This window comes from Rhodococcus sp. NPDC006774 (genome assembly GCF_040636045.1).
In the GTDB taxonomy this organism is placed as follows: domain Bacteria; phylum Actinomycetota; class Actinomycetes; order Mycobacteriales; family Mycobacteriaceae; genus Rhodococcoides.
In genome coordinates, this window is record NZ_JBEYIW010000026.1 from 14,182 (window position 1) to 31,046 (window position 16,865).

Genomic DNA, 16,865 nt, shown 5'->3' on the forward strand with positions numbered 1-16,865 from the left:
GAATCAGCCCTTGACCGCACCGGAGGTGAGGCCCTTGATCATGTGGCGTTGCAGGACGAGAAAGACGAGAAGGATCGGCAGAATGGTCAGCACCGTCGCGGCCATCACCGCGCCCCAGTTGGTGTAGCCCTCGCTGTTCTGGAGCAGCGTCAATCCGACCGGAAGCGGTGCGACCGACGAGTCGTCGGACATCAGGAACGGCCAGAGGTATTCGTTCCATTCGGTGACGATCGTGATGATGGCGAAGGCCACCATGGTCGGGCCCGACAGCGGCAGGATCACCCGGAACATCAGCCGTACCGGTCCGGCACCGTCCATACGCGCGGCTTCGATGATCTCCGGCGGCAGCGACAGGAAGTGGTTGCGCATCAGGAAGGTACCGAAGGCGACGCCTGCCAGCGGAATGATGATGCCCTGGAACGAATTCCGCCAGCCCAACTCGGAGATGAGCGAGTAGTTGGAGATGACGGTGATCTGGTTGGGCACCATCAGCGCGGCGATGATGACGAGAAAGACGATGTTCTTGCCAGGGAAGCGCAGGAACACCAGACCGTAGGCGCTGAGGACCCCGAGAACGAACTTGATGGACGACACGGCCGTGGTGATGATGATGGAGTTGCGCAGATAGGTGAAGAACGGCACCTCCGTCGTCGCCTCGTCGTAGTTCTGCGGATGAAACACGCTGGGCCACCACGTGACCGGCTGCACGTAGATGTCCGGTCGATCCTTGAACGAGGTGATCAGGATCCAGAACAGTGGCAGCCCGATCATCAGCAGGACGGCGACCATGGCTGCGTAGCCGAGGATGTTCGCGCTTCGGCGCGTGCGCTGCGGGTCGCGACCATGCGAAACCTTCTCCGGCACTGCTGCATCGGGCTTGCTCACCAAGGTCATCGCTGATCGTCCCGATCCATGATTCGTACCTGCACGAGAGTGACGATCAACAGCACGAGGAACAGGATCGTCGCGACGGTGGCACCGTAGCCGGCCCGGAAGTTGCGGAACGTCTCCTCGTAGACCTGGTAGACCATCGTTGTGGTGCCGGTGCCCAGCGGGCCGCCGCGCGTCATGACGTTGATGATGTCGAAGACCTGGAGCGAATTGAGCAGCACCGTGATCGACAGGAAGAACGTCGTCGGACGTAGTTGCGGCAGAAGCACTTTGCGGAAGGTGGTCCAGCGACTCGCCTGATCGATTTCGGCCGCCTCCATCAGCTCCTTACGCACGCCCTGCAGGGCGGCGAGGTAGATGACGAAGGTGTAGCCCAGGTTCTTCCACAGGTACGTCACGGTGATCATGACCATCGCCCACGTGGGGTCCTGATAGAAATCAGGAACCGTGCCGAGACCGAAGCGTCGCATCAGGTCCTGGACCAGCCCGAAGTTGGGGTCGAAGACGAACTGGAACGCGATGCCGATCGCCGCGCCGGAGATGACGTACGGGGCGAAGACGGCGGAGCGAACGAAGTTGCGGCCCCTGAGCTTTCGATCGAGCAGCAGCGCGAGCACCAGGCCGAGAACCAGTGAGCCCACCACTGCGGCGACCGTGAACACGACGGTGTTGCCGACGATCTGCCAGGTGTCCTCGCGGGAGGCCCACTCGCGGTAGTTGTCGAGGCCGACAAACGTGGAGGTGGGCGAGGACAGGTTCCAGTCGAAGAACGAGAACTGGAAGTTCTCGACCAGCGGCCGATAGGTGAACACGCCCAGCAGAACCAGGTTGGGGCCCACCAGAATCAGGAAGAGCGCGTAATCGGTCCACGGCCGCGAGAAGAAACGCTTCTCGCGTGCCCTGGGCAGCACTCGTTCGGTTGTTGCACTCACCGCGAGGACTGTGCTCAGCCTCGGCTAACGAACGGTGAACTGAGCGTCAACGTCTCCCGTCGCGCAAACCAACCTATGTGAAGCGGCTCTAGCGGTTCCAGTCTCCGAGTCCGTCGGATCCGCTGAGGGTGCCGCCGTCGGTGTTCACGACGATGACGGGGTCGCCCTTCTGGGCGTTCTCGAAGAACCACTTGCCGTCTTCGGTGCTGACGTTGAGGCAGCCGTGCGAGGCGTTGGAGTAGCCCTGCTGTGCTTCCGACCACGGAGCCGCGTGCACGAAGATGCCGCTGTAGGAGATGCGCGTCGCGTACTCGACGTACGTGCGGTAGCCCTCCTCGGAGTCCACGGGGACGCCGTAGGTGGACGAGTCCATGTACATGTCGCGGAACCGCTCCCCGACGATGTAGGTGCCGTTGGGGGTTTCGTGTCCGACCTTGCCCATCGAGGTGGGCATGGTCCTGACGACCTCACCGTTGCGGGTGACGGTGATCTGCTTGGTGTTGTCGTCGGCCGTGGTGATGATCGAGTCGCCGGTGGAGAATTCGGCTTTCGCTCCGCCCGCCTCGACGGTCACCTGGGTGTGCGCCGGGTAGAACTCGTTCGGCAGCCACCGCACCTGGGTGTCGTTGATCCAGTAGAAGTGGCCGTCGACGGACGGGTTCGTGGTGACACGGATGGCCCGCAGTGCGGCATCACGATCGCCGATCGCCTCGTCGAAGCGGATGGCGATGGGCTGCGCAACTCCGACGACCTCGCCGCCGGACGGGCTGATGCTGGGATCGGCGAAGTTCGCCGGTGCGAGCTGCGGAACGAGCTGTTGCGGAGCGGGTGCAGCCGGATCCGAGGACCCCGGCAGGCCGGGAATGGAGATGTCGGGCCCGCCCGGCCACAGCGGAGCGGCCTGCGCCGAACCGAATGCGGCGGATGCAGCAAGGGCTGTACCTGCAAGGATCGCGCCGATACGGGCGAATCTGCGTGTGCGAACCGGTGATGCCATGTAATCCGACCATCCTTCGTGCTGCGTCGCGATGCCCACCGACAGAGCTGTGCGTGAGCAAAGCCCATTAACACATACCGCCCCGACATTTGCTAATCGGATATTTCCGAAACGGACGAAAGAAACCGCGAGTACGAGTATCTTCCCGCAACCGGTCCCGAGCGCTGTCACTGCAGGTCGGTCCACATGTGTCGGCTGCCGGGGAATGGGTATGTGCGACGGGAGCACATCCCGTCCAGACACCGGCGGTATCCGAAACGGACTCTTCCGACGTCCGGTGTCCGAAAAGGGTGGACCGTGATCTCCGATGCTTTCCCCCGTACCCCAGTCAGCCACATCGTCGTCGTCGTACCGGCGCACAACGAGCAGGATCTGCTCGACGCCTGCCTGACCGCCCTGGCGCGAGCGCAGCGCAGCGTCATGGACGCGGCCTCGGTGTCCGTCTCGACGATCGTCGTGCTCGATGCGTGCACCGACGACTCCGCGCGCATCGCGGCACGTCACCCGTCCGTGTCGGCGATCGAGGTGATGCATCGCAACGTCGGAGCGGCCAGAGCCGCCGGATTCTCGAGCGGCTCCCGAGACGGCGGCCGACCCGACGCCACCTGGTTCGCCACCACCGATGCCGACACCCGGGTGGGTGAGGACTGGCTGCTCGGCCATCTACGGCATGCCGCCGAGGGCGCTCGAGCAGTGGCAGGAACGGTGGCAGTCGATTTCGAGGGCCACGTCGAGGACAACCTCGGGTTGCGAACCTCGTACGACGCGCACTACCGACACGAGTTCGGCCATCCCCACGTGCACGGTGCCAACCTCGGTGTCCGAGCGGCGGAGTACCTCGCCGTCGGCGGGTTCGCACCACTGGCCACCGGCGAGGACCACGATCTGGTCCGACGACTCGAGCTCGGCGGCATCGAGTGCCGTCGGGTGTGCGACATTCCGGTCACGACATCGGGTCGACTGCGCGGTAGAGCGCCCGACGGCATGGCCGGATTCCTACGTGCTCTGGAGGCCACCGCATGAGCGAGACCGATTACCTCGAGTCCACCGGCCGCGCAGACATCGACACCGGGCTGCGCAACGCGTTCTTGGCCTTCGAGGCGGACGGTCGTCTCGACCTGGCGCTGCCCGGCTCGGGATACACCGATCTGCGCTGGCAGTCGCTCGCCGCCCTGAGCCGACACAACACGGTGCTGGGCCGGTGGTCCGAAGCGCATACCGACGCGATCGCGATCCTGCACGAACTCGACGGTCCGACGCCGCAGCGCGGGCAGATCTGGGGAGTGTGGGCTGCGGAACCGCCCGCGCCGATTCTCGAAGCAGTGCTGGAGGACTCGGGCTGGGTTCTCACCGGAACGAAGCCGTGGTGCTCGGGTGCGTCACTGTGCACCCATGCTCTCGTCACCGCGCGCGTGGAGGGCGGTCCGCGGCTGTTCGCCGTCGATCTGACGCATCCGGGCGCAACTCCGGTACCGAACACGTGGCATGCGGTGGGGATGAGCGAGAGCGATTCCGGCTCGGTTGCATTCGACAGCGTCCCGGCCGTTGCGGTCGGTGGACCGACCGACTACCTGACTCGGCCGGGCTTCTGGCACGGGGCCATCGGAGTGTCTGCAGCCTGGTTCGGGAGCGCGTGCGCGGTGGCGGACACGCTTCATGCCGCCGTCCGCGACAGGCCGGACCCGCACCGCGCCGCGCATCTCGGTGCCATCGCAGCGGCACTCGGTGCGGCCTCGAGCGCGCTGACCACCGCTGCCGCCGAGGTGGACGCGGATCCGTTCGACCGCTCCGGTCGAGCCCGAACCCGAGCCCGCATCGTGCGGGCAGTGGTCGAGGACGCGGCGACTCAGTGCATCGACCGCGTCGGTCGCGCTCTCGGTGCCGGCCCGCTGTGCAGCGATGCCGAGCATGCGCGGCGCGTCGCAGATCTCACGGTCTATCTGAGGCAGAGCCACGCCGAACGCGATCTCGAAGCGCTCGGGCACGACATCGCCGAGGAAGACAACCCATGGTAGAGAACGCATTCGACGCCGAAGTCGATGTCGGCACCGCCGAATCGGACTGGATGTCGGCCGACTGGTCAATCCCCGGTCTGCAGTGGAAGGACGTCGTCACCATGGTCGTCGTCGCTCCGCACCCGGACGACGAGGTACTCGGCGTCGGTGGCCTGCTGTCGTTGGCGGCCGCGGCAGGTGTCGACGTGAGGGTGGTCGCGGTGACCGACGGCGACGGCTCCCATCCCGGTTCCCCCACCGTCACGGCGGAAGATCTGCGTGCGCGTCGCCCCGTCGAATCCGAGCGTGCCTTGGCCGAGTTGGGTATCGACCACTCTCCGACGCGGCTGCAGATCGCCGACGGGGCCGTCGAGAATCACGAGGGCGCGGTGGCCGATGCACTGATACCGCTGCTCGACGCCGCTCCGGGCACCTGGTGCCTGGCTCCGTGGCGCGGAGACGGACATCCCGACCACGAAGCCACTGCGCGTGCCTGTCTCACCGCGGCGAACGCCGTCGGGATCCCCGTGGTGGAGTACCCGATCTGGATGTGGCACTGGGCAACTCCGAATCATCCTGCTGTGCCGTGGACGCGTGGACGCCGTATCGACCTTCCCGAGCACACCCTCGCCGCCAAGCGAGCGTCGATCGAGCAGTTCGATTCCCAGATCCATCCACTGTCCGATCACCCTGCGGACCGAGCGGTGTTGCCGCCCCACATCTTGGCCCGCTATCGGCGACCGTTCGAAGTGGTGTTCGCGTGAGCATGGATTCTCGGACGAGCCACGGTTCTCCAACCAGCCTTGGTGCCGACTACTTCCGCAATGTCTATGCGGCCGAGGACGATCCGTTCATGCTCGACAGCAAGTGGTACGAGCGGCGTAAATATGCTCTGACCCTGGCGTCGCTACCGAAGCCGCATTATCGGCGCGCGCTCGAACCCGGCTGCTCCATCGGGGTGCTCACCGAACAATTGGCGACCCGGTGCGATCACGTGGTGTCCACCGATGTGGTGGACAGCGCCCTCGATTCCGCACGCAGGCGCGTCGGTGATACTGCTGCAGTCGAATTCGCGCTGTGGTCACTGTCCGACGACTGGTCGACCCTGCCCACACCCGAGGCGATGTTCGATCTCATCGTCATCAGCGAAGTCGGGTACTACCTCGACGCCGACGACCTGACGTCGGCGGCCACCCGCGTCGTCGAGCACTTGGAGGCCGGCGGCACCCTGGTGGCGGCGCACTGGCGTCACGACGTGGACGACTACCCGATCTCGGGTGACCGCGTACACGAGATCATCGCCGCCACACCAGGATTGGCGCTACTCAGTCGCTACCTGGACGAGGACGTCAGGATCGAGGTCTTCGTCGCGTCGGACGGCCCGGCCGTGTCGGTAGCGAGTACCGACGGCCTCGATGTGCGCTGACTGCGCCCGACCGTTGGGACGGGGCTCAGTCGGTCGATTTCGCGGCGTCGATGACCAGCTGTTCGGCGAGATCGGCGAGTTTGACGTTGGTGTCCTGAGACAGCTTGGCCAGCAATGCGAATGCCGCTTGCGAATTCAGGTTGTAGCGCTCCATCAACATGCCCTTGGCCTGACCGATCAGATCTCGGCTCGTCAATGCGGCTCGGATCTGCTGTTCCTCCCGTGCGGTGGAGAACGCGATGGCCGCGTGCGCAGCGAACAGTGAGCCGATCGACTCGGCCTCGGCACTGAACGCGTCGGTACGGGTGGAGTGCAGGTTCAGTGCGCCGAAGTTGACTCCCTCGACGTAGAGCTGGAAGCAGATCATGCTCTTGACTCCGAGCGCGGACGCCGCGTCGGCGAACAGTGGCCAGCGGGTGTCGCTGTCCATGTCGTCGATCCTGATGGTCGTCTGTTCGATCGCCGATTCGAGGCACGGTCCCTCGCCCAGCTGTTCCTGGATCTTGTCGCAGTGGCCTGCGGGCTCTCCCGACAGCGCCGCGCTGTGTACGAACTTGCCCTGCAGCACGGTGGTGATGGACGCGAACTCTGCAGACGGCACATTGGCCACCGCCGACTCGGTGATGACGGCCAGCACACGCTCGGGATCGGAATGCTGACGCCGCAGCTTCTCCGCGACCTCGGCCAACCGTCGGCTCAGCTCGTAATCGGTGACCGGCGGGCGAGTGCCCGTCGAATCCACTGTCTGTTCGCCGATGGTCGCCACCTCGTCCTGCTACTGCACTGGTCCCGCTACTGCACAGGGCGTACCCCGCATCGGCGGCATGCCGACAACACAGGATACGCCCCGGGCCACGAAGCTCAAGAACAGTTAGCGGAGCATCAGAGTGTGCTGGGTGCGATCAGCGAGTGCACGTACCCGATTTTCTTCACGACGGTCGGCGGCAGCACGAACGGGTAGAGATCCTGGTGGCCCATCGATCGGTTGATCTGGTTCAGCGCCCACGACAACGGCAGCCACCACTCGATGATCTGATCGAAGCCGACGTCACCCGGCAGCGGGCTCTCCAGCGTGGAACCGGCCGGTGCCATGCCGAACGCAGCGGCCGTGTCGAGGGTGTCGCGAATGTGGAGGTAGTGCGCGAACGTCTCGGCCCAGTCCTCGGCGGGGTGCATGGTGGCGTAGGACGAGACGTAGTCGTCCTCCCAGTTGGCCGGTGCACCCTCGCTGTAGTGGCGATCGAGCGCGGCCTGGTAATCGGAATCCGGGTCTCCGAAGAGCTCCTCGAACGCCGCGCGATGCTCGCCGTTTCCAACCAGCACCATCTGGTAGTAGTGGCCGATCTCGTGCCGGAAGTGTCCGACGAGTGTGCGGTACGGCTCGGACATCGCCACGCGCAACTGCTCGCGGTGCACGTCGTCGCCCTCGGCGAGGTCGAGAGTGATCAGGCCGTTGTCGTGGCCGGTCATCACCTGCTGGTCGGCACTCGAGAGCAGATCGAAGACCAGGCCCGTGGCGTTGTCCTCGTCGCGACCCACGATCGGCAGGCCGAGTTCGGTGAGTTCGAGGACGACGCGACGCTTGTTGGTCTCCGCGTCCGCGTACGCGGCCATCGCGTCGACGTCGTCGTCGGCGGGGCGAGTGCGGGTGAGCCGGCAGGACACGCAGAGTTCGTCGGCGTCTGCGGTGTCGACGAGCCAGTTGCAGCGGGCAGTGTTGAGGTTGGCGCACATCTTCCACGTGGCACCGTCCACCTCTGCCTCGGCAACACCGTCGTCGGCCTTGTCGGGGAGCACCAGCAGGGCTCTGCTCGGCAGATGGAAGCCGAGTGCGCTCGAGCAGCTCAGACACAGTGAGTTCTCGAACGACAGCTTCTGTCCGCATTTGCGGCAGATGAAATCACGCATGGATGTTCCTTCGTGGCAGGGGTGAGTCGGACTTGTATTCCCGATTCTCGACGGACTAATGCCGATTACCGAATATGTCGTGCACATCTCTCCCATCACAACACCGGGCAGCTGGCCCGACAACCACACTCACCTGCGTGGAAGCAAAGCGCCGACCGTCGCGTTGGTACAGACTGCTTCACAACACTCTCGGAAGGACACAGGCCGAACGATGGCAGATCAGATCACGCCGACGAGTCGGCCCATGGCACGGTTCGTCGAACGGATCTCCCGGGCTCGCGGGGAGAAGAACAGCGAGACCCTGGCGGCGGGCTTTCTGCTCGCGGCGACGCTGATCGCCCTGATCTGGGCCAACTCACCCTTCGGCGAGACCTATCAGTCGTTCTGGCACACAGAGCTGTCGATCACCGTCGGCCGGCACGGCATCTCCCTCGACCTCGCCCACTGGGTCAACGACGGGCTCATGGCACTGTTCTTCTTCGTCGTCGGCCTCGAGGTCAAGCGCGAGTTCGCGATGGGCGAGCTCACCGACCGGTCACGTGCCGCGATACCTATCGTCGCTGCCGTTGCCGGCCTGGCCGCGCCTGCGTTGCTGTTCCTCGCCTTCAATCCGTCCGGGCCCGCGGCTCAGGCGTGGGGCGTCGTCATCTCCACCGACACCGCATTCCTGCTCGGGGCGCTCGCCGTCCTCGGGCCGAAGAAGGCCGCGCGGCTCCGCATCTTCCTGCTCACCCTCGCTGTTGCGGACGACGTGGGCGCACTGGCGATCATCGCGTTCTTCTACACCGACGACCTCGATGTGGTGCCACTGATTCTGGCGTTCGTCGGGCTCGGATTGATCTTCCTGCTGCGCCGGCTCGAGGTGTGGCGCGGCGTGGGGTACTTCGTCGTCGCACTGTTCACCTGGACCGCTATGTACGAGTCCGGAGTCCACCCCACTCTTGCGGGAGTGATGATCGCGCTGATCCTTCCGGTCTACCCGCCGCGACGCACCGAGGTGGAACGTGCGTCGGACCTGACGCGCGCGTTCCGGCAATCGCCCAATCCCGAATACGCCCGGGCGGCTCGCCTCGGACTCGATCGAGCAGTCTCGGTCAACGAACGTCTCATGCGGCTCTATCAGCCGTACACGGCGTTCATCATCGTGCCGATCTTCGCGCTCGCCAACGCCGGCGTGGTGCTGAGCTCGGAGACACTGAAAGCTGCATCGACCTCGACGCTCACCTGGGGCATCATCGCCGGTCTCGCCCTCGGTAAGCTCGTCGGAATCACCGCTGCCTCCGCCGTTTTCGCAAAACTGCGACCGTCGTCCCTGGCTCCGGGACTGACACTGTCGCACATCGCCGGTGGTGCGGCCATGTCCGGAATCGGGTTCACGATCTCGCTGTTCATCATCGACCTCGCACTGGACGACGAACTGCTGGCCGACGAGGCACGCGTCGGCGTGTTGGCGGCCTCGGTCATCGCGGCGGCGCTGGGCTGGATCCTGTTCCGCATCGACGCGAAGATCCACCCGCCGAAAGCCGAAGCGTCGCTCCGCATCCTGCGTCCGGTCAGCGCCAAACGCGATCACATCCGCGGTCCGGTCGACGCACCACTGACCATCGTGGAGTACGCCGACTTCGAGTGCCCGTTCTGCAGCAAGGCAACCGGCAGCGTCGCCGAGGTACGCAAGCATTTCGGCGACGACCTGCGCTACGTCTACCGACACCTACCGCTCGACGACTATCACCCGCACGCCCGCTACGCCGCATACGCCAGCGAGGCCGCCGCAGCGCAGGGCAAGTTCTGGGAGATGGCCGACATGTTGTTCCGCAACAGTGATGCTCTCGAACCCGACGACATCGACGGCTACGCACGCGAACTCGGCCTCGACATGGACCAGTTCGAGGACGACATCCGCACCGGCGATCACGTCGTTCGCGTCGAGGACGACGAACTCGACGCCTCGTCCTCGGACGTGGACGGCACCCCGACGTTCTACCTGGGACGCGGCGACAAGAACCTGACCCGCCACATCGGACCGTACGATGCGGCGACGTTGATCCGGGAACTCGAATCCATGTGAGGGTGGGCCGGGTTGCACAGAACACGGCCGAATCGACCGGATCCCGTCGATACGGCTCCGTAGTGTGCACCCTTGCCCGGCGACTCGAAGTAGACCGGCCGGTATGCTGCGGTGAGGCGTATGGCAACCGAGGCGGAAGGGATCGACCGTGGACGCAGAATCCGCGCGCGCGGTAACGGGAGCGATCGCGCTGACACTGTTCGTGTTGTCGCTGACGGCATACGTGACCGCACTGGTGACCAAAGACCCGGACCAAGAACCCAATTCGCTGATCGGCATCAAAACGCGGGCAACCAAGTCCAGCAAAGAAGCCTGGGTCGCCGGCCATAGAGCCGCATATCCCTACATGATGGCGGGCGCCACCTATTGCCTCGCATCAGCGGTGTCGATCGCGGGGCTACTGGTCCTGGGCTTCGTCCCCGCCACGGCCATGCTGACGCTCTCGGTGGCCTTGGCACTCGGCGGAGCCGTCATCCTGACCATGAGTGGAATAAAGGCCGATCGCGAAGCGAAAAGACATGCGCACGTGGGGTGATGGATATTCCGTGCAGGCAGTCGTGAAAGAGAGATCGTAGCTCCGTCAGCTGTCCGTGCGATTACCCTCTGCATCCCAGTGCTCGGCAACCTTTTTCGACGGCTGCACGCGCGGCGGTTCGCCGGGCATCTTGGGGTAATCCGGCGGAAAGTTCAGCTCCCCTCCTGGCAGTGTTTCCCACAGGTGCAGAAGGGGTTCGAGGGAGTAGGCCTGCTCGTCCATATCGGCCCACGGGTCTCCGTCCGACACGTAGTCCGGCACCGTGACGAGGTTGTAGTCACGTGGATCGGTGACCTCGGACAACTGCGACCATGTCATCGGGGTGCTCACCGTCGCGCCCGGTCGAGCGCGCAGACTCCAGGCGCTGGCGATGGTTCGGTCTCGGTTGTTCTGGTTGTAGTCGATGAAGATGCGTTCTCCGCGTTCCTCTTTCCACCAGTTGGTGGTCACCCCGTCGTCGCGCCGTTCGAGTTCTCGGCCCAGACCGATGGCCGCGTGGCGCACCTGCTCGAAGGTGTACTGCGGCTCGATGCGGACGTAGATGTGGATACCCCGATTGCCGCTGGTCTTCGGGTAGCCGCGTAAGCCCAACTCCTCCAACAGCTCTCGGGTCACGTCGGCGACGCGCAGGGCGTCGGCGAACGTGGTCCCGGGCTGCGGATCGAGGTCGAGCCGCAGCTCGTCGGGATGGTCGACGTCCGGTCGACGCACCGGCCACGGATGAAACGTCAGCGTACCCATCTGCGCCGCCCACACCAGCGACGCAGATTCGGACGGGCACAGTTCTTCGGCGGTGCGCTTGCTCGGGAACGCAATCTTCACCGTCTCGATCCACTCGGGCGCACCCTTGGGCAACCGCTTCTGGTAGAAGCCGTCGCCCTCCTTGTCCTGGGGGCCGAGTGCCAGTCTCATGCCCTCGCGATAGCCGTCGGGCCAACGCTCCATCGCGGTGGGGCGGTCACCGATGGCCCGCATCAGCGGCTCACCGACGGCCGCGAAGTACTCGCACACCTGCAGCTTGGTGATCTCCGGAGTGCGTTCGGTGGCCTGAAAGATCACGCGATCGGGGCTCGACACTCGGACTTCGCGTTCGCCGGCCTGCACGAACGCCGGTGGTGTTTTCGCGGCCATGGCTATCGTCCCCCGGCAATGACGTCGGCGACGTCGTAGCGCACCGGAACCTCGAGCTGGTCGTAGGCACACGAGCGTGGATCGCGATCGGGTCGCCACCGCAGGAAGCGCGCCACGTGCCGCAGCCGAGCCCCTTCCATCTGGTCGTAGGCCACCTCGATGACCCGCTCGATACGCACCGGGATCCAGTTGCGGTCGTTCGACGAATTCCAGCGGGTGGCTTCACCGTCGTACGTGACGTCGTCGCCGAGTCGCAGCGGTTCGAGCTCTTCGAGCAATTCCAACCGGCGTTTGTCGGTGAACGCCGACGCACCGCCGATCATCCGCAGGTCGTCACCGTCGTACAGACCGAGCAGCAAAGAACCGATACCGTTGCCGGACTTGTGGATTCGATAGCCGATCAACACGCAGTCGGCAGTGCGCGCATGCTTGATCTTGATCATCTCGCGCTTGTTGGGCAGATAGAGCCCGTCGAGCTTCTTGGCCACCACACCGTCCAGCCCGGCACCCTCGAACCGCTCGAACCAGTCCTCGGCCACCGCCGCATCCTCGGTCGCCGAGGTGACGAAGCAACTCTTCGGGTGCGGGCCGACCACGTCGAGCAGTCTCGCTCGCCGCGTCGAGAACGGCTCACTCGTCAGGTCCTCGTCGCCGACGGCCAACAGGTCGAAACCGATGAACTGCGCCGGAGTCTTCTCCGCGAGCATCGTCACCCGACTCGCCGCAGGATGAATTCGTTCGGACAGCGACTCCCAGTCGAGGCGAGTGGAACCGTCCTTCTCGCGGGGTACGACGATCTCACCGTCGACGACGATCTTCTCGGGCAGCTCGGCCTTGATCGCCTCCACCAACTCCGGGAAGTACCGGGCCAGGTCCTTGCCGCCGCGTGACCCCAGCACCACCTCGTCTCCGTCGCGGAAGACGATGGCGCGAAACCCGTCCCATTTCGGCTCGTACGACCACACGGCCGGCCCGTCCTCGGGCTGCGCGGGCACCACTTTCGCGGCTTTGGCGAGCATCGGTGCGACCGGCACGGCAAGAGGAAGATCCACGCAGTTCATCCTGCCTCATGCAGCCGACGAGCGAGTCCGATATTTTCTACACGAGCACGGTCGATGAACACGGCACGCTCGAACCTACGAGGGCAGGACTCACCATGGCGTCATCCAACCGTTCGGTCCGCGCTCTCGTTCTCGCGCTGTCGTCGTGCGCGGCCCTGATACTCGGCGGGTGCGCGTCGGAGGTGTCCGGTACCGCCGTCGCCATCTCCGGTGCCACCATCGCGCCCACCACGACCACCAACCCTCCCACCACCACTCCGACCCCCGAGATCGACGACGGCGGCAGCGTCGACATCGACGTGCAGATCGGCGAGTGCGTCAATCTGGGCGGCACCGTCGACGAGGCGGCCATCGCCAACGCGACCTGCGGATCCCCGCAATCCAACTACGTCGTCTTCGCCAAGACACCGACATCGGCCGAGTGCCCCGAGGACGCCGATCAGTACTACTACGAGACCTATTTCGACATCGAACAGGGAGCCCTGTGCCTCGACATCGACTGGCAGGTCGGCGGATGCATGGACCTGGTCGGTGAATTCGCCCAGCGGATCGACTGCGCCACCCCCGGTGCCGACACCCGCCGCGTCGTGACCATCCTGCAGGGCACCTCGTCCGTCGACGACTGCCCCGACCCGGCGCTGTACGGATTCGAGAAGGACTCACGCAACTTCGTCGTCTGCGTCGAACGGTTGTGACCGCCGCCGACATCTCGGTCTCGAGCGCTCGGGGGCGGTGGATCGTCGCATCCACGGTCCTCGGTTCGGCTCTGGCGATGCTCGACGCCACCGTGGTCAACATCGCGTTACCTGCGATCGGTCGCGATCTCGGTGCGGGCGTCACCGGTCTGCAGTGGACGCTCAGCGGTTACACCCTGACGTTGGCGTCGCTGATTCTGCTGGGCGGGTCCCTCGGTGACCGGCTGGGGCGCAGGCGGGTGTTCGTCTGGGGCACCGTCTGGTTCGCGGCCGCGTCGGTGCTGTGCGGGCTCGCCCCCAGTATCGGGGTGCTGATCGCGGCGCGACTACTTCAGGGGGTCGGCGCAGCCCTGCTGACGCCGGGTTCTCTCGCGCTGATATCGGCCTCCATCAAGGCCGAGGATCGAGGAGCTGCAATCGGCCTGTGGTCGGGACTGGGCGGCGTGGCGTCGGCGATCGGCCCGCTGCTCGGGGGCTGGTTGGTCGACGCCGTCGGCTGGCGTTCGGTGTTCCTGATCAACATCCCGCTCGCCGTCGTCGTGATCTGGGTGACCGCGAAACACGTTCCGGAGAGCCGAGATCCGCACGCATCCGGCCGACTGGACGTGCCGGGCGCGGTCACCGTCGCGGCGGCGCTGGGTCTGCTCACGTACGGTCTGATCGAGTCACACACCCTGGCCCTCGCTCTGGGTGTCGTCGCGGCCGGGGTGTTCGTGGTGATCGAGCGTCGCTCGCGCGATCCACTGGTACCGCCGTCGCTGTTCGCCTCACGCGTGTTCCTGGCGGCCAACCTCGTCACCTTCGCCGTGTACGCGGCGCTGGGCGGAGTGTTCTTTCTTCTGGTGTTGCAGTTGCAGTTCGCCGTGGGCTACTCACCGATCGCGGCCGGGGTCGCCACGCTGCCGATCACCGCTCTCATGCTCGTCCTGTCCGCCCGCGCGGGGAGAATCGCCGGACGCATCGGACCTCGTGTTCCGATGACCGTCGGGCCTTTGCTCTCGGCGCTGGGACTGTTGCTGATGTTGCGCATCGGACCCGGATCCACCTATGCCACAGACGTTCTGCCCGCGGTTGTCGTCTTCGGGCTCGGACTGTCCGCTCTGGTGGCCCCGCTGACCGGAGCGGTTCTGGGTGCGGTGTCCACCGATCGCGCCGGAATCGCGTCGGGCGTCAACAATGCCGTGGCCCGCACCAGTCAATTGCTCGCCGTGGCGGCATTGCCTGCGCTGGCCGGTATCGCAGGCTCCGATTACGCTGCACCGGAAGTGTTCTCGGACGGCTTTCACACCGCGATGCTGATGTGTGCCGGACTGCTGGTGATCGGTGCCGGCATTGCTGCGGCTCTGATCCGCGGTACCGGCGAGGACGCGTCGAACTGCCCGCCACACTGCGACATCGGCTCACCACCACCTGCCTCGCGTCGGAGCGCGTGACTCACCGCACGATCAGCACCGAGCAGTCGGCGTGGTGGACGAGGTTCTGACTGACCGATCCCAGAATCGTTCCGAGGAAGGCACCCCGGCCTCGGCACCCGACCACGAGCATCGACGCCGACGCGGACATCGCACGCAGGCCTCGCGTCGGGCTCGACTGCGCGCTCACAGTGCTCAACGCAACATCCGGGTACTTCTCGCGCATGGTCTCCACATGCGTTTCGAGCCAATGCTTTTCGTGTTCGCGAATGCTCACCCAATCGACGTTCTCGAATCCTGTTCCCAGACCTGCCTGAACGGCGAATCCCCAGTAGTTCACCGCGACCACCGGCGTTCCGAGGGTGTGGGCGATCTCGAGAGCAGCACCGAGTGCCCGATCCGACTGCTCACTTCCGTCGACCCCGACCACGATCGGACGCCCGACGTCGGCGCTGTCGCCTGCGTCGCGCATGAGCAGCACCGGGCACGGTGCATGCGTCACGACTCGGAGAGTGTTGCTGCCGAGAGTCAGGTCTCGCAGCGCGCTCGACTTCCTCGATCCAAGCACCACCAGCTCCGCGTCGGCCTTCGACACGTACGAGGCGATGGTTCCATCGGCGGTGAACGTCTCGACGGACACCGACGGTGCTACGTCGTGAATCGCTGCCTCGGCGCGGGCGAGATGCTTGCGCCCGATCGCACGCAGGTCCCTTTCCAGCGCACCGCCGTCGACGAACGCCGCCGATCCGTACCAATCCCCCTCGGGGACTGCATGAATCAAGCGCACGGGTGCGCGCACCTTCGCCGCATAGGCGGCCGCCCACCGCGCTGCGGCGTCGGCCTCGCTCGAGCCGTCGATACCTACCAGGATGGGACGCACGCGGTCGGTGGAATTACTCATGATTCTTCCTCGTCTCGTGGTCGACCGTCGATGCAGTCGAATAGAATCGAACGTAGATCTGCAGCCGCCCCCACATTCAGAGCACTTGGTCCATCATCGAGGTGGCCGAGGTCCCTCATGCCGAATCTCCCCTCGTCCGACCACGTTCGGTCTCGAACTTCAGCCAGTCGCGGTCCCACTGGCGCATCCGCGCTCGCCGGTCGAAGTACCGCGTCGCCTCGAGAGAGGTGGCGACGGCGACCGTGCCCACCACCCAGAAGCCGACGGCTGCAGCGATTCCCAACAGCACGTTCGACGTCGCGGACGACGGTTCCGCAACTCGCCTGCCCTCGGCATCGACTCTCGTCGGAACGGTGCCGCCCCGTTCGGTGCCGTCCGGTACGCGAATTTCGTCACTGTGTAGCTGACCCGGCGGCCATTCCCAAGCGACAGTCGCGTAGTGATCGATGACGTCGACGGTGCCACTCGGTTGCGACCGCAGCGTGGGCTCAGTCGTCACCACGGCATCGATCTGTTGAGTGGTAGCGCTCGTTCGGACCGACTCGGCATCGAGATCGGCGTAGGTGAGCGATCCGACCAGCGCGGCGAAGGGAACGAGTCCCAGAATCGCCGCCATCGCGCAGGCGAAGGCGAGAGCCGCGGTTCGATCACGGCCCCGCATCAGGGGATTGGTACTCCACGGTGCCAGGCGCCACCAGCGAGCGAAGTCGTATCCGAACACCGCAACCGCCCACTCTCCCTGATCGTGTGTCTGCCCAAATTTTCCGCCGCACACGGGCCCTGCACCAGGGCACAATGTCACGATCACAGCAGGTCACGATCCACACCCGAGGTCCGCTGGGCGACATCGTCGACATACGTCCTCGAACCCGGTGACCTAGGTCCGGTGTGGGTGGGCAGCGGTTCTCGTAACG

General features: G+C 65.3%; 17 protein-coding genes. 8 read left to right on the forward strand and 9 right to left on the reverse strand.

All coding sequences use genetic code 11. The annotated features are described in order from the left end of the window. Positions 1-3: 3 nt before the first annotated feature. The 3 genes from ABZ677_RS24865 to ABZ677_RS24875 form a co-directional block, all read right to left on the reverse strand. Entirely contained in the window at positions 4-894 is an 891-nt protein-coding gene (locus tag ABZ677_RS24865) for a carbohydrate ABC transporter permease (RefSeq protein ID WP_358374283.1), read from the reverse strand. Next, positions 891-1,823, reverse strand: coding sequence for a sugar ABC transporter permease (locus ABZ677_RS24870; RefSeq protein ID WP_358374286.1), 933 nt, complete (start codon positions 1,821-1,823; stop codon positions 891-893). The genes ABZ677_RS24865 and ABZ677_RS24870 overlap by 4 nt, the downstream gene beginning before the upstream one ends. Before the next feature lie 88 nt (positions 1,824-1,911). Beyond that, complete coding sequence (locus ABZ677_RS24875) at positions 1,912-2,820, reverse strand: L,D-transpeptidase (protein ID WP_037196145.1); 909 nt, start codon at positions 2,818-2,820, stop codon at positions 1,912-1,914. A 297-nt stretch (positions 2,821-3,117) separates the two neighbouring features. On the opposite strand from ABZ677_RS24875, the gene ABZ677_RS24880 reads away from it, so the two are divergent. Genes ABZ677_RS24880 through ABZ677_RS24895 form a run of 4 tightly spaced genes read left to right on the forward strand, consistent with a single transcriptional unit; the run spans position 3,118 to position 6,240 of the window. Next, on the forward strand, positions 3,118-3,843 hold the full coding sequence (locus ABZ677_RS24880) for a glycosyltransferase (protein WP_358374289.1): 726 nt from the start codon (positions 3,118-3,120) through the stop codon (positions 3,841-3,843). Further along, positions 3,840-4,835: an acyl-CoA dehydrogenase family protein gene (locus ABZ677_RS24885; protein ID WP_358374292.1), complete on the forward strand. Its 996-nt coding sequence runs from the start codon at positions 3,840-3,842 to the stop codon at positions 4,833-4,835. The genes ABZ677_RS24880 and ABZ677_RS24885 overlap by 4 nt, the downstream gene beginning before the upstream one ends. Beyond that, positions 4,829-5,578, forward strand: coding sequence for a PIG-L family deacetylase (locus ABZ677_RS24890; RefSeq protein WP_358374294.1), 750 nt, complete (start codon positions 4,829-4,831; stop codon positions 5,576-5,578). The genes ABZ677_RS24885 and ABZ677_RS24890 overlap by 7 nt, the downstream gene beginning before the upstream one ends. Positions 5,579-5,580: 2 nt before the next feature. Next, positions 5,581-6,240 carry an SAM-dependent methyltransferase gene (locus tag ABZ677_RS24895; protein ID WP_358374356.1) on the forward strand — a complete coding sequence of 220 codons (660 nt, stop codon included), beginning with the start codon at positions 5,581-5,583 and terminating at the stop codon, positions 6,238-6,240. A 25-nt stretch (positions 6,241-6,265) separates the two neighbouring features. On the opposite strand, the gene ABZ677_RS24900 is transcribed toward ABZ677_RS24895, so the two are convergent. Both ABZ677_RS24900 and ABZ677_RS24905 read right to left on the reverse strand, forming a co-directional pair. Next, entirely contained in the window at positions 6,266-7,006 is a 741-nt protein-coding gene (locus tag ABZ677_RS24900; protein ID WP_358374297.1) for a GAF and ANTAR domain-containing protein, read from the reverse strand. 116 nt (positions 7,007-7,122) lie between these two features. Further along, a complete protein-coding gene (locus ABZ677_RS24905) occupies positions 7,123-8,148 on the reverse strand; it encodes a putative zinc-binding metallopeptidase (RefSeq protein WP_094635138.1) in 1,026 nt (341 codons plus the stop codon). Between the two features lie 211 nt (positions 8,149-8,359). Here ABZ677_RS24905 and nhaA point away from each other — a divergent pair, with 211 nt between their 5' ends. Next, complete coding sequence (gene nhaA / locus ABZ677_RS24910) at positions 8,360-10,216, forward strand: Na+/H+ antiporter NhaA (RefSeq protein ID WP_358374300.1); 1,857 nt, start codon at positions 8,360-8,362, stop codon at positions 10,214-10,216. Between the two features lie 148 nt (positions 10,217-10,364). Then, positions 10,365-10,751, forward strand: a complete 387-nt coding sequence (locus ABZ677_RS24915) for an SdpI family protein (RefSeq protein WP_358374303.1) — start codon at positions 10,365-10,367, stop codon at positions 10,749-10,751. A gap of 45 nt (positions 10,752-10,796) precedes the next feature. Here ABZ677_RS24915 and ABZ677_RS24920 read toward each other — a convergent pair whose 3' ends face one another. Next, positions 10,797-11,882: a DNA polymerase domain-containing protein gene (locus ABZ677_RS24920; protein ID WP_358374306.1), complete on the reverse strand. Its 1,086-nt coding sequence runs from the start codon at positions 11,880-11,882 to the stop codon at positions 10,797-10,799. Between the two features lie 2 nt (positions 11,883-11,884). Beyond that, on the reverse strand, positions 11,885-12,934 hold the full coding sequence (locus ABZ677_RS24925) for an ATP-dependent DNA ligase (RefSeq protein ID WP_094635343.1): 1,050 nt from the start codon (positions 12,932-12,934) through the stop codon (positions 11,885-11,887). 104 nt (positions 12,935-13,038) lie between these two features. Here ABZ677_RS24925 and ABZ677_RS24930 point away from each other — a divergent pair, with 104 nt between their 5' ends. Next, entirely contained in the window at positions 13,039-13,638 is a 600-nt protein-coding gene (locus ABZ677_RS24930; RefSeq protein WP_358374309.1) for a hypothetical protein, read from the forward strand. Next, complete coding sequence (locus ABZ677_RS24935) at positions 13,635-15,071, forward strand: MFS transporter (protein WP_358374312.1); 1,437 nt, start codon at positions 13,635-13,637, stop codon at positions 15,069-15,071. Before ABZ677_RS24930 ends, ABZ677_RS24935 begins: the two co-directional genes overlap by 4 nt. 1 nt (position 15,072) lies before the next feature. On the opposite strand, the gene ABZ677_RS24940 is transcribed toward ABZ677_RS24935, so the two are convergent. After that, positions 15,073-15,951: a universal stress protein gene (locus ABZ677_RS24940; RefSeq protein WP_358374315.1), complete on the reverse strand. Its 879-nt coding sequence runs from the start codon at positions 15,949-15,951 to the stop codon at positions 15,073-15,075. Positions 15,952-16,066: 115 nt separating this feature from the next. Continuing rightward, positions 16,067-16,672 (reverse strand): hypothetical protein, encoded by a 606-nt coding sequence (locus ABZ677_RS24945; protein ID WP_358374318.1) that lies wholly within the window; start codon positions 16,670-16,672, stop codon positions 16,067-16,069. Positions 16,673-16,865: the final 193 nt, after the last annotated feature.

Bases quoted from the DNA above. Each gene is read 5' to 3' on its own strand.
- ABZ677_RS24865 (WP_358374283.1), bottom strand. From the start codon at position 894: ATGACCTTGGTGAGCAAGCCCGATGCAGCAGTGCCGGAGAAGGTTTCG.
- ABZ677_RS24875 (WP_037196145.1), bottom strand. From the start codon at position 2,820: ATGGCATCACCGGTTCGCACACGCAGATTCGCCCGTATCGGCGCGATC.
- ABZ677_RS24885 (WP_358374292.1), top strand. From the start codon at position 3,840: ATGAGCGAGACCGATTACCTCGAGTCCACCGGCCGCGCAGACATCGAC.
- ABZ677_RS24890 (WP_358374294.1), top strand. From the start codon at position 4,829: ATGGTAGAGAACGCATTCGACGCCGAAGTCGATGTCGGCACCGCCGAA.
- ABZ677_RS24895 (WP_358374356.1), top strand. From the start codon at position 5,581: ATGGATTCTCGGACGAGCCACGGTTCTCCAACCAGCCTTGGTGCCGAC.
- ABZ677_RS24905 (WP_094635138.1), bottom strand. From the start codon at position 8,148: ATGCGTGATTTCATCTGCCGCAAATGCGGACAGAAGCTGTCGTTCGAG.
- nhaA (WP_358374300.1), top strand. From the start codon at position 8,360: ATGGCAGATCAGATCACGCCGACGAGTCGGCCCATGGCACGGTTCGTC.
- ABZ677_RS24920 (WP_358374306.1), bottom strand. From the start codon at position 11,882: ATGGCCGCGAAAACACCACCGGCGTTCGTGCAGGCCGGCGAACGCGAA.
- ABZ677_RS24930 (WP_358374309.1), top strand. From the start codon at position 13,039: ATGGCGTCATCCAACCGTTCGGTCCGCGCTCTCGTTCTCGCGCTGTCG.
- ABZ677_RS24940 (WP_358374315.1), bottom strand. From the start codon at position 15,951: ATGAGTAATTCCACCGACCGCGTGCGTCCCATCCTGGTAGGTATCGAC.